This window comes from Nonomuraea sp. NPDC003754 (genome assembly GCF_053605785.1).
The window spans coordinates 37,217-49,326 of record NZ_JBSGJX010000059.1; the positions used below are offsets into that span (position 1 = coordinate 37,217).

Here is a 12,110-nt window from a genome sequence, read left to right on the forward strand (position 1 = left end):
CCTCGGGGCCGGGGGCAGGACCCGCCCGCGCCACGCACCAGGCCCGGGGCGGGTCCCGCCCGCCCACGGGGCCGAGAGCGGGACGCCGCCCGCGCCACCCGCCACGGGGGACGGGCGGCGCGGGCGGTGTCCCCGGCCTCTCCCGGGCAACCCCTCCGGGGAGGGCTCCCCCGGGCGGGCGCCCGGGTCGTCAGCGCTTCACGGGCGCGTTCGCCTCCAGCAGCAACCTGGTGGTGTCAGCCGCCTTCGCCTGGGGGGTCGTGCCGCAGATCGCGCCGACGGTGTGCACGACCCAGGCCTGCTGACCCGCCTCGATCCCCGGGTGCCAGGTCGTGTTGATGCCGGAGGAGGCCTGCCTGCCGCCGTCCGCGGTGCTGAAGGACAGGGTGGCCATGCCGATGACACCGCCGTCGTGCCCCCACACCTTCCCGCACGGGGTGTCGTAGGCGATCAGGCCCAGGCCGTAGTCGAAGGTGTCGGGGACGCCGGGCCCCGGCGTGATCGGAACGGTCGTGCGCATCTCGGCCAGCTGGGCCTGGCCGATCAGCCGGCCGGTCAGCAGCGCGCGGAAGAACCGGTTGAGGTCCTCCGTCGTCGAGACCAGCGCGCCGGCGGTGCCGCCCCACGACATGTTGAAGGAGCTGAAGTCCCGCAGCGGGAAGGAGCCGAAGAAGGAGGTGTAGGCCTTCGAGTGCGGGCGCGGCAGGTTCGGGGTGCGCGGGAAGAAGGTGTCGGACAGGCCGGCGCGCTGGATGACGTGGCGGGTGATGTAGCGCTCGGCGGGCATTGCCGTGACCTTGTCGAGCAGCATGCCGAGCACGATGTAGTTGGTGTTGGAGTAGCTGCCGGGCGTCTGGCCGGGCTCGCCCGAGGGGCCGGTGCCGAGGCCGAGCCGTACCAGTTCCTCGTCGGTGTACTGGCGCACGCGCATCTCCTCCAGGCTGTCAGGCCCGGTGATGAGCGCCGTGTCGTAGTCGCCGACGTGGCTGGTGTGGTTGAGCAGCATCCTGACCGTGATGCGCCGGTCGGGCAGCAGCCCCGGCAGGTACTGCTCGACGGGGGCGTCCAGCTCGACCTTGCCCCGCTCGGCCTGCTGCAGGACGGCGGTGGCGACGAAGGTCTTGGTGATGCTGCCGATCCGGTGGTACATGGCCGGCCGCGTGGGGCGTCCGGCCTCCAGGTCGGCCAGGCCCGCCGCGCCGCGCCAGCGCTGCCATCCGTCCTGGACGGCGGAGTAGGCGCCCGCCACGCCGCCCTTGGGCACCTCGTCGAGCGTGCGCTGCAGCTCGCGCCGGTCGAGATCCGGCCCGGCGGCGTGCGCGGCGGGGGCCAGACCCGCCACGACGAGGAGCGCACCGAGACCCAGTGCGGCGATCTTCTTTGATGCCATGCTGTCGCCCTTCTCGCGAAGATTCCGGACGACGCCACTATGGCACGGCGATGATCATGAAGGCGTCGGCGGAAAGGACGACTTGCGGCCTCATCCCGCAAGAGGACCGGAGCGGACCGAAGTCTAGGAACGCGCCGCCTGGAGGAAGGCGCGGATCAGGGCGGAGTCCTTCACGCCCCTGGAGACCTCGACACCGCTGGAGACGTCGACGCCCCACGGCCCCGCCTCGGCGATCGCCTGCCGTACGTTGCCGGGGTCGAGGCCGCCGGCCAGCAGCCAGCGGCCGGAGGGCCGGCCGCGGACGGCCGCCCAGTCCCACGGCTCGCCCGCGCCCGCCCTGGGCGCGTCGACGATCAGCAGGTCCTCGTCGAAGGCCCCGGTGCGCAGGTCGGCGTCGGCCGCGACGGCGCGCACCAGCGTCAGGCCGAGATCCTTCAGCGCGGTGAAGTCGGCGTGCGGGTGCCGGCCGTGCAGCTGGACGGCTCGCACCCCGGCGGCCGTGGCGGCCTGCCGTACCTCGTCGGCGGGCTCTCCCATGAAGACGCCGACGGTCAGCACGTGCCCGGGCACCAGCGCGGCCAGCTCCGCCGCCCGTGCGGGGCTCACCCTGCGCGGGCTGGCGGTCAGCACGAACCCGATCGCGTCGGCGCCCGCCTCGACGGCGGCCTCGACGTGCTCGGGCTCGCTCAGGCCGCAGATCTTCACGAACATGGCAGCAGCCTATCGGCGGCGTGCGGCCCCGGGCGACCACGCCCACACCGTGGTGAGGGCCAGCAGCCCGAACATGAGCACGCCGTTGGGCACGTGCGCGCCGAGGCCGACGAAGATCAGCAGGAAGTGCTGGGCGATGCCGAGCAGGAAGAGGGCGAGGCTGGCCAGGGCGGGCCAGCCGGCGCCCCGGCCCGGACGCCAGTAGAGGAGGGCGGCGATGACCTGGAGCAGGCCGACCAGGTGGGCGACCATGCCGATCATGACGTGGGTCTCGGCGGTCGCGGGCTCGGACACGATGGAGGCCTCGCCGTAGACCAGCGCCTGCCCCGCGAACGAGGCCGCCACCAGCAGGGAGACCGCGTGCGCGAGCACCAGCACGCGCAGCGTGTAGAGCAGGCCCGCCGAGACGGGGGCGGACGTGGCGGTCGTCACGTCATGCATGAGGATGGGTCCTTCCTTCTGAGGTGAGGACCACATCGTGGCCGGGCGCGGCGGGCGGGGTCGTCAGCCTGCCGGGTGACCCGCCGGTCACCCCCTGGGCGGATGGCGCACCGGGCGGAAGGCGGCGTCGACCAGGCCGATGCGGTGGGCGACGACCGCGGCCTGGATGCGGTTGCGCAGGCCGAGCTTCTCCATCGCCGAGCCGACGTGGGTCTTGACCGTGGTGACGCCGACGTGGAGCCGGTCGGCGATCTCGGCGTTCGACAGGCCGGTGCCGACCAGGGCGAGGACCTCGAGTTCGCGTTCGGTCAGCCCGGCGGGGGTGGGCGTGGCCTGCTGCTCGGCGGCCAGCGCCCGCTGGACCACCCGGCGCAGCACGGAGGGGGCGAGCAACTGCTCGCCCGCGGCGGCCCTGCGGACGGCGTCGACCATGCGTTCGGGCTCGTCGTCCTTGACCAGGAAGCCGAGCGCGCCGACGCGCAGCGCGGCGTAGACGTTGGCGTCGTCGGCGAAGGTGGTGAGCACGACGATCTTCGCGCCGGGCTGGGCGGCCAGGATCCGCTTGATCGCCTCGAGCCCGTCGACCCGTGGCATGCGCAGGTCCATGAGGACCACGTCGGGGCGGTGGTGCTCGGCCAGCCGTACGGCCTCGGCCCCGTCGTCGGCCTCGCCGACGACCTCCATGTCGCCGGCCGCCTGCAGCAGCATGCGCACGCCTGCCCTGACCAGGGCCTGGTCGTCGGCCACCACCACTCGGATCATGTCGTCACCTTGGTCTGGGGGTGGGGTTGGGGGTGGGGTTGGGGGTGGGGATGCGGGTAGGGAAGGGTCACGGCCAGGCGCCAGCCGCCGCCGTCGGGGCCCGCGGTCAGCGTGCCGCCCAGCGCCTTGGCCCGCTCCCGCATCCCGGCCAGGCCCTGCCCGGAGGACGGCAGCGGCTCGCGGATCGTGGGCGGGCGGCCGTTGGCCACCTCGACGACCAGCTCGTCCTCGCCCGCGACCACGCCCACCCGGACGACGGTACCGGGGCCCGCGTGCTTGAGCACGTTCGTCAGGCCCTCCTGGACGATGCGCGCCGCCGAGGCCCTGGCCACCAGCGGCGCCTCGCTGAGCGCGGGGTCGAGGTGGAGGTCGACGACCAGCCCTGCGGCGCTCATCCGCTCGGCGGACTCGGTGACCACGTCGGCCGGGTCGGCCAGCAGCACGCCGTCGCTGCCGGGGTCGCGCAGCAGGTCGAGCAGGCCGCGCAGGTCCTCCAGCACCTGGTGGCCGGTCTCCTTGATGTCGGCGAGCGCGTCGGCGACAGGACCGTCGGGGGCGGCGTAGCGGGCGGCGGCGGCGCGCAGCACCATGGCCCCGACGTGGTGGGCGACGATGTCGTGCACCTCGCGGGCGATGCGCTCGCGCTCGGCGAGCTGGCCGGCGTGCAGCTGGGCGATCGCCAGCCGTTCGGACTCGCGCACCCGCAGCCGCTCGGCCTCGGCGGCCGACTGCCTGGCACCGGCGTACCTGCCGATGGCGATCGGCGTGGCGACCACCACGAGCAGCAGGACGACCCTGAGCGCGGTGACGTTCTCGTGCCCGTTGATCACGACCATCGCGGCGAGCGAGCTGGCCGTGACGTAGGCGACCAGGTTCCAGAACCAGGAGGCGACGCGCATCGCGAACACCCCGACCGCCATGAGCAGCGTGACCTGGATGGTGGCGGTGGCCTCGGGGATGAACTGGTGCGCGCTCAGCAGGAGCGTGCCCTCCACCGCGAACACGACGGCGGGCAGCCGCCTGGCCACGCCCAGCGCGAGGCCCGCCCCGACGAAGAAGGAACCGATCACCCAGGCGGGCTGGCTGCCGGTGTGCCAGTACGGCCAGGTGCCCAGGACGGCGACGGCCACGCCGGCGCCGGCCAGCAGCACGTCGGGGGTGATCTCGGGCGCTTCGAGGCGTCCGGCGGGGCCGCGCAGGTAGCGGCCGACGAGCGCGGGCAGGAGGGCGATGCCGACGGAGTAGAACCAGGCGTTGCGGGTGAAGGCGATGCCGGGGTCGGCGATGTTGAGGCCGGTGGCCAGCGCCCCCACCGCCACGACGGCCAGCGTGACCGGCCAGCCGCGCCGGTAGCCGGTGGCGCCGAGCGCGACGCACAGCAGAATCTGCGCGGTGTTGGAGGTGAAGCTGCCGATCTGGTCGGTGAAGACCAGGACGCCGACCAGGAACAGGCTGACGGAGACGGGCCGGTGGCGCACCAGTCCCATCGGCGCGCCGACCAGCGTCGCGAACAGGGGGACCCGCCATTCGGCGGACGGTCCGCCGGCCTTGCCGGACATCAGCAGGTCGAGGGCGATCCCGGAGACGGCGAGCAGCACGTCCGGTGCCAGACCACGCCATCGCATGGCACAACCGTATCGACGGGCGCGACCTGGTCGATCCTTCCGGCGGAGGACTTCGCATCCTCCAAGTGGCCGGACATCTGCCCGTAAGATGGAGAGAGTCCCTTGACCGACACCCTTACCGTTGTTCTCATGCCCAACGACACCACGTTGTTCCTCGGCCAGTTCATGCGCTCGCCTGGCACGATCGGCGCCCTGGCGCCCAGCTCGCGCCGGTTGGCAGAGGTCGTCTGCACGCCTGTCCCCGAGCGGGGCGAGCCGACCGTGGTCGAGCTGGGCCCGGGCACAGGTCCGTTCACGGCGGAGATCCAGCGCCGGCTGAACGGGCGTGGCCACCATCTGGCGATCGAGCTGAACCCGAGGCTCGCCGCCCTGCTCATCGACCGCTTCCCGCGGGTCGACGTGGCGCAGGACGACGCGGCCCGCCTGCCAGACCTGCTCCGCGAGCGGAACCTGACCAGGGCGGACGTCGTGGTCAGCGGGCTGCCGTGGGCGGCCTTCCCCGAGGAGCTGCAGCGGCGGCTGCTCGGGGCGGTGACCTCCACGCTGTGCCCGTCCGGGGCTTTCACGACGTTCTCCTACGTCCACGCGATGCCGCTGGGGTCGGCGCGGCGCTTCCGCGGGCTGCTGAGCGAGCGCTTCGAGGAGGTCGTGCTGGGGCGCACGGTGTGGCGCAACACGCCGCCCGCCTACGTGCTGCACGCCCGCCGGCCGCGCTGACCCGCCCCGCCGGGGCGGCGGTCCGCTGGACGACCTGCCGAGGACAGAAGAGATCTGTCGAAGGTACAGAACTTCGTTCTACGATTGCGCACGCAACGAGAATGGAGTGATCCCGTGGACTTCACGCTTCCCGAGAGCGCGCTTGCCGTCCAGAAGGGCGTCGGAGACATCTGCGCGCGCTACGACATGGACTACTGGCAGCGGTGCGAGGCCGACAAGCGCTGGCCCGAGGAGGTGTGGGCGGAACTGGCCAAGGGCGGGTGGCTCGGGCTGGCCGTACCCGAGGAGTTCGGGGGCGGCGGGCAGGGGCTGCTGGAGCTGACGGTCGCGACCGAGACGCTGGCCGCCTCCGGCGCGGCGGGCGGGTCGGCCTTCACCTACGTGCTCACCCCCGGCTTCGGCGCGCTCACCCTGGGCAGGCATGGCAGCCCCCGGCAACGCGCCGAACTGCTGCCCAAGCTGGCCACCGGCGAGATCGAGACGTGTTTCGCGCTGACCGAGCCTGACGCGGGCTCCAACTCGCTGGCGATCACCACCTCGGCCCGGCGCGACGGCGACGAGTACGTGATCAACGGGCAGAAGATCTGGATCACCGGGGTGCAGCGGGCCACCTGGATGATGCTGGTCACCAGGACGATCCCGGCCGCCGAGGCCAGGCCGCGCACCAACGGGCTGACGGTTTTCCTGGTGAACGTGCCCGAGGCGGTGGCCGCGGGGCAGCTGTCGTTCCGGCCGATCCCCAAGATGGGCGCCAACACCACCCCGTCCAACATGGTGTTCGTCGACGACCTGCGGGTGCCCGCCGCCAACGCGGTCGGGCAGATCGACCAGGGCGCCGTCGTGCTGTGGGACATCCTCAACCCGGAGCGGATCCTGCTGGCCGCCTCCGCGCTGGGCGGCGCCGAGGTGGCGCTGCGGGTGGCGGTGGACTACGCCAAGGAGCGGGAGGTCTTCGGCAGGGCGATCGGCGCCAACCAGGCGATCGCCTTCCCGCTGGCGCAGGTGAAGGCGAAGATCGAGCTGGCCAGGCTCATGCTGTACAAGGCCGCCTGGGCCTTCGACCGGCAGCTGCCTTGCGGCACCGAGGCCAACATCGCCAAGCTGACCGCCTCGCAGGCGGCGTGGGAGGCGGCCGACGCGGCCTTCCAGACCCACGGCGGGATGGCCTACTCGCTGGAGTACCCGGTGGCGCGGCTGCTGACCGACGCGCGGATCGGGAAGGTCGCGCCGGTGACCGAGGAACTGCTGCTGAACTACCTGGCCACGCAGGTGCTGGGCCTGCCCAGGAGCTTCTAGCACCCGGTCATGAGCTTGAGCTTTCAGGGCCGGCTCAGGAGAAGGACGGCGGGCGCTTCTCGCGGAGCGCCCTGACCCCCTCCACGACGTCGGGCCCCGAGAAGCCGAGGAACTCCATGGCGAGGGAGGCGTCGAACGTCGGCCCCGCCATCCGCAGCCAGTTGTTGAGCGAGTACTTGGTCAGCCTGATGGCCTCCTGGGCGCCCTCGGCCAGCCGTACCGCGATCTCCATGGCCCTGTCGTGGACCTCGGCGTCGTCGACGCAGACGCTCACCAGGCCCATCCGCTCGGCCTGCTCGCCGGTGACCGGCTCGCACAGCAGCAGGTGGTACTTCGCCTTGGCCATGCCGCACAGCAGCGGCCAGATGATGGCCGCGTGGTCGCCGGCCGCCACGCCGAGCCTGGTGTGCCCGTCGATGATGCGTGCCGTACGGCCGGCCACGGAGATGTCGGCCAGCAGCGCGACGGCCAGGCCGGCGCCCACCGCCGGCCCCCGGATGGCGCTGACGACCGGCTTGGCGCAGTTGAGCACGTTGTAGACGATGTCGCGGGCCTCGGCGAACACGCGCATCCTGGTGGCGTGGTCGCGGGTCATCTCCTCGATCATCGACAGGTCGCCGCCCGCGGAGAAGGCCGCGCCCTCGCCGGTGACCAGGATCGCGCGCACCGACTCGTCGCGGTCGAGGTCGCGCCAGATCTCGGCCAGCTCGCGGTGGCCGGTCATGTCGACCGCGTTCAGCCTGCCCGGCTCGCTGATCGTGACGCGCGCGACGCCGCCGGCCGGCCGGTCGACCCTGAGCTTGGTGTAGCGGTCGAAGGCGCTCACGGCTCCAGCGCCGCCCTCAGCCTGGCCGCGACGTAGGCGCGGGCCTCCTCCGCCTGGTCGAACCAGCCGGGCAGGCCGAAGAAACCGTGCACCGTGCCCGGGTAGCGGCGCACCTCGACGGCCACGCCCTCGGCCGCCAGCCGCGCGCCGTAGGCCTCGCCCTCGTCGCGCAGCACGTCGTGGTCGGCGCTCACCACGGTCGCGGGCGCGAGGCCCGCGCACGAGCCGAGGCGCAGCGGCGACAGGCGCGGATCGAGGGGGTCGGCCTCGGCCGCGTAGCGATCGGCGAACCAGGCCATCTCCTCGGCGTCGAGCCCGTAGCCCTTGGCGAACTCGCGGTAGCTGGCGGTGTCCATGGCCACGTCGGTGATCGGGTAGACGAGCACCTGGTGGGCCAGGGTGAGCCCGGCGTCGCGGGCCTGCCAGGCGGCGACCGCGGCCAGGTTGCCGCCCGCGCTGTCGCCGATCACCGCGACGTCGCCGTTGCTCTGGTAGAAGGCGGGACGGGCGAAGATGTCGCGCACCACGGTCCAGGCGTCGTCGGCCGCGGCGGGGAAGGGATGCTCGGGCGCGAGCCGGTAGTCGACCGACACCACGACGGCGCCGGTCCTGACCGCCAGGTCCCTGCCCAGGGCGTCGTTGCGCCTGACGCTGCCGAACACCCAGCCGCCGCCGTGGAAGTAGACGATGACGGGCAGCGTGTGGTCGCCCGGATCGGCCCGGTAGACCCGGATCGGCACCTCGCCGGCCAGCGCGTCACGGACGAACGGCAGGCGCGTCAGCGGTCCGCGCCTGTCGGCCAGGCCGTCGACGGCACGCATCTGCTCGATCTCCGCCTGGCCCAGGCCGCCGAGATCGACGCCGAGGTCGGAAGGATAGAGCTCCAGATAGGCCCTGGCCTGGGGATGCAAGCTCATGATCCGAGCTTACTCATGAGGCACCCCATTTCTCATCAGTATCGGGCGGCCTCCACGAGTGCCTCGAACAGCCGCATATCATCACCGCGCTCGGGGTGCCACTGGACGCCGACGCCGAACCGGTGACCCTGCAGTTCGACGCCCTCCACGATCTGGTCGTCGGCCCAGGCCACCGCCAGCAGGCCGGTGCCGAGCCGCTTGACCGACTGGTGGTGCGGCGCGGTCACCTCGATCCGGTCGCCGAGCGCCTTGCCGAGCTTGCTGGAGACGCTGACCTGGATGACGTGCGGCTGTCCGGGGGCGGCGTGCCGTTCGTGGTCGAGCACGTCGGGCAGCCACGGGATCAGCGTGCCGCCCTGGGCGACGTTCAGCACGTGCATGCCGCGCGCCACGGCCAGGATCGGCACGTCCGCCTGGACGGCGGCGCGGGCCAGCGCCAGCTCGAAGCGGTCGCGTTGCGGCTGCGGCGGGGCCACCCTGTCGTCCTGGTCGGCCCCGTAGACGGAGCCGGCGACCTCGGCGCCGCCGGCCAGCACGATGCCACTGAGCCCCCTGACGTAGTCGTCGACGGCGTGCAGGTTGAGCGGGGGCAGCAGGACCGGCGCCCCGCCCGCCCGTTCGACCGCCCTGGCGTAGGACGGGGGGCCGAGAACCGCCTCTCTGACCCAGTCGCCCCAGCGGGCGGCCTCGAAGTAGGCGGTGATGCCGATCAGCGGTCGGGACATGCGCGCTCCAGATTGCATGCAGGAGGACGGGCGACCAGGTACCTGGTGGTCCATCATGGCGCACACGATTTCGGTTATGTCACCTATCCCGGGTATCAGTGCTGTCACTTCCGGCGCACCGATCACCGGGGCCGGGGGCGACCGCCCGCTCCTCGCCGGGGGCCCGCGGCTCCCGCGCGACCCCATCCGGCCCATTTCTTGGTGAATGCGATATTGATTCACCTTCAGCGCGGGAAATGTTCTGGATTTTGATTGCGGAAAATAACGGTACAGTTACGGATAGTTTGGATTCACACCGTATTGAGGTGAAACGGTGGTGACCCCAGGGAAGTGGTGTAAGACTCCGGGACGAGCGTACGGATACGCCGGGGCTCGCCGCACGCTCGCAACCCGGAACCGTCAGGGAGGTGGAACGACAGACCGGAATCGCATTCTGGTCAAAGGTGGGGTCACAAGGCATGTCGTTGAATCCGCGCCTCGTCAAGGAGAGTTTCTCCGTCATCGAACCCGTCGCCGACCGGGCGGCGGCCTACTTCTACGGGCGGCTGTTCGCGGAGAACCCGCACCTGCGCGGGATGTTCCCGCCCGCCATGGACGTCCAGCGCGACCGGCTGTTCAGCGCGCTGACCAGGATCGTGTGGTCACTGGACAGTCCGGACAGCCTCGCCTCCTATCTCGGCCAGCTCGGCCGCGACCACCGCAAGTACGGCGTGATCGCCGAGCACTACACCGCGGTGGGCAACGCCCTGCTGGCCACCGTCAGGCGCTTCGCCGCGGCCATCTGGACCAGCGAGATCGAGGCCGCGTGGGTGGCCGCCTACACCGCCGCCGCCAACCTCATGATCGACGCGGCCGACATCGCCTCGGGTGTCTCGCCGGCGTGGTGGCTGGCCGAGGTCATCGACCACGAGCGGCGCACCGAGGACATCGCGGTCGTCACGCTCAGGCCGACGCAGCGCCTGCCGTACGTCGCGGGGCAGTACGTCAGCGTGCAGACCGCGCGCTGGCCGCGGGTGTGGCGGACGTTCTCCATCGCCAACGCGCCGCGCGAGGACAACACGATCAGGCTGCACGTGCGCGGGGTGGCCGGCGGCTGGGTGTCGACCACGCTGGTCCGGCACACCCGCGTCGGCGACACCATCATGCTCGGGCCGCCGATCGGCACGATGATCCCGCACGAGTCCGGCGCCAGGGACGTCCTGTGCGTCGCGGGCGGCACCGGCCTGGCCCCGATCAAGGCCATCATCGACCACATCATCACCTCGGGCAGGCGGCCCAACATCCACCTGCTGTACGGCGCGCGCACCGCGGCCGAGCTCTACGACCTGCCCGACCTGGTCAGGATGGAGTCGGCCTTCCCCTGGCTGCGGGTGCTGCCGGTGGTGTCGGGCCAGTCGTCCTACGACGGCATGCGCGGACGGCTGCCCGAGGTGATGCAACGCTTCCACTCGTGGGCCGAGCACGAGGTCTACGTGTGCGGTCCCCCGGCGATGGTGCACGAGACTGTGCGCCGGCTGCAGACGGACGGTGTCCCGCCGGCCCGCATCCACCGGGACATCGCCCAGGGCGAGCACTGACCGGCGGCCCCCGCCCGTGGCGGTCGTCAGCGGAAGGCGGCCGCCGTCTCCTCGTCGTTGGGCCAGAAGGTCTCGATGGCCAGCTCCGACACCGTCACGTCCACCGGCGTGCCGAACGTCGCGATCGTCGTGAACATCGACAGCACCCGGTCGCCGTGCCTGATCCGCAACGGCATCAGGATGTCGGCGATGCCGGGCGCGTGCGCCACGTTCAGGTCGACGCCCGGGTAGGTGTAGGCGGCCAGTTCGTCGTGCAACTCGGCCAGCCGCCCGTCGCCCGAGGCCTCCGCCTGCCGCCGCAGCCGGTGCAGCAGGTGCGCCCGCACCTCCGCCAGGTTGATCAGCCGGCCGCCCATCGCGTCGGGGTGCAGCGACAGCCGCATCACGTTGACGGGCTCCTTCAGCAACTCGGCCGGCACGCCGTCCATGAACATCGCCGCGGCCGCGTTGCCCGCCACCAGGTTCCACGCGGCGTCCACGACCAGCGCGGGGTACGGCTCGTGCCCGGCCAGGATCTTGTCCAGGGCCTGCCGTACCACCTCCATCTCGGGCGCCCGCACCTCCCGCTCGGGGAAGACGGGCGCGTACCCGGCCGCCACCAGCAGCCTGTTGCGGTGGCGCAGCGGCACGTCGAGTTCCTCCGCCAATCTCATCACCATGTCCCTGCTGGGCTTGGCCCTGCCGGTCTCGAGGAAGCTGATGTGCCGGGCCGAGACCTCCGCCTCGATGCCCAGGTCGAGCTGGCTGACCCTGCGCCGCTGGCGCCAGGATCGCAGCAGATCACCAAATGACTCGTGGTTGACGGCAAGTGCTCCCATGCGGGGAACGGTAGCGGTAAAGGGGGAATCGCCACGATTACCCCGGACGTAAAGCGGGACCGCACCACACCGGACCGCCAGGCGACGCGGCACGCCGGAGCGGCCCGCCGGGGTGACCCGCCGGGGTGACCCGCCGGGAGCGACGATCCCGGCGACGCGGCACGTCAGGGCGGCACGTCAGGGCGGGGCCGCCGGGGCGGCACGTCAGGGCGGCACGTCGGAGCGGGGCCGCCGGGGCGGCACGTCAGGGCGGGGCCGCACTGAAGAGAACACGTGTGAACTCGATTCACCTCCGGAATATGGGC

The 12,110-nt window shown here is 72.2% G+C and carries 12 protein-coding genes; 3 read left to right on the forward strand and 9 right to left on the reverse strand.

The genetic code is table 11. The features are described from left to right. Nucleotides 1-190 precede the first annotated feature (190 nt). From ACWEVS_RS42015 to ACWEVS_RS42035, 5 genes are all read right to left on the reverse strand, one after another. Complete coding sequence (locus ACWEVS_RS42015) at nucleotides 191-1,390, reverse strand: serine hydrolase domain-containing protein (protein WP_452556470.1); 1,200 nt, start codon at nucleotides 1,388-1,390, stop codon at nucleotides 191-193. A gap of 123 nt (nucleotides 1,391-1,513) precedes the next feature. Further along, the gene (locus tag ACWEVS_RS42020; RefSeq protein WP_354906866.1) at nucleotides 1,514-2,101 is read right to left on the reverse strand and encodes a phosphoribosylanthranilate isomerase; all 588 of its coding nucleotides are present in this window, start codon (nucleotides 2,099-2,101) and stop codon (nucleotides 1,514-1,516) included. A gap of 9 nt (nucleotides 2,102-2,110) precedes the next feature. Further along, entirely contained in the window at nucleotides 2,111-2,542 is a 432-nt protein-coding gene (locus ACWEVS_RS42025) for a hypothetical protein (protein WP_452556472.1), read from the reverse strand. An 87-nt stretch (nucleotides 2,543-2,629) separates the two neighbouring features. Then, the gene (locus tag ACWEVS_RS42030; RefSeq protein ID WP_354906868.1) at nucleotides 2,630-3,304 is read right to left on the reverse strand and encodes a response regulator transcription factor; all 675 of its coding nucleotides are present in this window, start codon (nucleotides 3,302-3,304) and stop codon (nucleotides 2,630-2,632) included. Then, a complete protein-coding gene (locus tag ACWEVS_RS42035; protein ID WP_452556474.1) occupies nucleotides 3,301-4,929 on the reverse strand; it encodes a sensor histidine kinase in 1,629 nt (542 codons plus the stop codon). Before ACWEVS_RS42035 ends, ACWEVS_RS42030 begins: the two co-directional genes overlap by 4 nt. A gap of 129 nt (nucleotides 4,930-5,058) precedes the next feature. Between ACWEVS_RS42035 and ACWEVS_RS42040 the strand changes: the two genes are divergently transcribed. Together ACWEVS_RS42040 and ACWEVS_RS42045 are read left to right on the forward strand one after the other, a co-directional pair. Next, the gene (locus ACWEVS_RS42040) at nucleotides 5,059-5,646 is read left to right on the forward strand and encodes a class I SAM-dependent methyltransferase (protein ID WP_354906870.1); all 588 of its coding nucleotides are present in this window, start codon (nucleotides 5,059-5,061) and stop codon (nucleotides 5,644-5,646) included. Nucleotides 5,647-5,760: 114 nt separating this feature from the next. Next, nucleotides 5,761-6,942: an acyl-CoA dehydrogenase family protein gene (locus ACWEVS_RS42045; protein WP_452417433.1), complete on the forward strand. Its 1,182-nt coding sequence runs from the start codon at nucleotides 5,761-5,763 to the stop codon at nucleotides 6,940-6,942. A 34-nt stretch (nucleotides 6,943-6,976) separates the two neighbouring features. Here the strand turns inward: ACWEVS_RS42045 and ACWEVS_RS42050 are convergent, their stop codons facing one another. Genes ACWEVS_RS42050 through ACWEVS_RS42060 form a run of 3 tightly spaced genes read right to left on the reverse strand, consistent with a single transcriptional unit; the run spans nucleotide 6,977 to nucleotide 9,410 of the window. Continuing rightward, the gene (locus tag ACWEVS_RS42050) at nucleotides 6,977-7,768 is read right to left on the reverse strand and encodes an enoyl-CoA hydratase/isomerase family protein (protein WP_452556476.1); all 792 of its coding nucleotides are present in this window, start codon (nucleotides 7,766-7,768) and stop codon (nucleotides 6,977-6,979) included. After that, nucleotides 7,765-8,685 carry an alpha/beta hydrolase gene (locus tag ACWEVS_RS42055; protein ID WP_452417429.1) on the reverse strand — a complete coding sequence of 307 codons (921 nt, stop codon included), beginning with the start codon at nucleotides 8,683-8,685 and terminating at the stop codon, nucleotides 7,765-7,767. Before ACWEVS_RS42055 ends, ACWEVS_RS42050 begins: the two co-directional genes overlap by 4 nt. A 35-nt stretch (nucleotides 8,686-8,720) precedes the next feature. Beyond that, on the reverse strand, nucleotides 8,721-9,410 hold the full coding sequence (locus ACWEVS_RS42060) for a gamma-glutamyl-gamma-aminobutyrate hydrolase family protein (protein ID WP_449925154.1): 690 nt from the start codon (nucleotides 9,408-9,410) through the stop codon (nucleotides 8,721-8,723). Between the two features lie 458 nt (nucleotides 9,411-9,868). On the opposite strand from ACWEVS_RS42060, the gene ACWEVS_RS42065 reads away from it, so the two are divergent. Beyond that, nucleotides 9,869-10,987, forward strand: a complete 1,119-nt coding sequence (locus ACWEVS_RS42065) for a globin domain-containing protein (protein ID WP_452417427.1) — start codon at nucleotides 9,869-9,871, stop codon at nucleotides 10,985-10,987. A 26-nt stretch (nucleotides 10,988-11,013) separates the two neighbouring features. Here ACWEVS_RS42065 and ACWEVS_RS42070 read toward each other — a convergent pair whose 3' ends face one another. Further along, the gene (locus tag ACWEVS_RS42070) at nucleotides 11,014-11,805 is read right to left on the reverse strand and encodes a helix-turn-helix domain-containing protein (protein ID WP_354906876.1); all 792 of its coding nucleotides are present in this window, start codon (nucleotides 11,803-11,805) and stop codon (nucleotides 11,014-11,016) included. Between the last annotated feature and the right edge of the window lie 305 nt (nucleotides 11,806-12,110).

Excerpts from the sequence above, each read along its gene's own strand:
- ACWEVS_RS42070 (WP_354906876.1), bottom strand. The coding sequence starts at position 11,805 with ATGGGAGCACTTGCCGTCAACCACGAGTCATTTGGTGATCTGCTGCGA.
- ACWEVS_RS42065 (WP_452417427.1), top strand. The coding sequence starts at position 9,869 with ATGTCGTTGAATCCGCGCCTCGTCAAGGAGAGTTTCTCCGTCATCGAA.
- ACWEVS_RS42030 (WP_354906868.1), bottom strand. The coding sequence starts at position 3,304 with ATGATCCGAGTGGTGGTGGCCGACGACCAGGCCCTGGTCAGGGCAGGC.
- ACWEVS_RS42020 (WP_354906866.1), bottom strand. The coding sequence starts at position 2,101 with ATGTTCGTGAAGATCTGCGGCCTGAGCGAGCCCGAGCACGTCGAGGCC.
- ACWEVS_RS42025 (WP_452556472.1), bottom strand. The coding sequence starts at position 2,542 with ATGCATGACGTGACGACCGCCACGTCCGCCCCCGTCTCGGCGGGCCTG.
- ACWEVS_RS42040 (WP_354906870.1), top strand. The coding sequence starts at position 5,059 with ATGCCCAACGACACCACGTTGTTCCTCGGCCAGTTCATGCGCTCGCCT.
- ACWEVS_RS42060 (WP_449925154.1), bottom strand. The coding sequence starts at position 9,410 with ATGTCCCGACCGCTGATCGGCATCACCGCCTACTTCGAGGCCGCCCGC.
- ACWEVS_RS42015 (WP_452556470.1), bottom strand. The coding sequence starts at position 1,390 with ATGGCATCAAAGAAGATCGCCGCACTGGGTCTCGGTGCGCTCCTCGTC.
- ACWEVS_RS42035 (WP_452556474.1), bottom strand. The coding sequence starts at position 4,929 with ATGCGATGGCGTGGTCTGGCACCGGACGTGCTGCTCGCCGTCTCCGGG.
- ACWEVS_RS42055 (WP_452417429.1), bottom strand. The coding sequence starts at position 8,685 with ATGAGCTTGCATCCCCAGGCCAGGGCCTATCTGGAGCTCTATCCTTCC.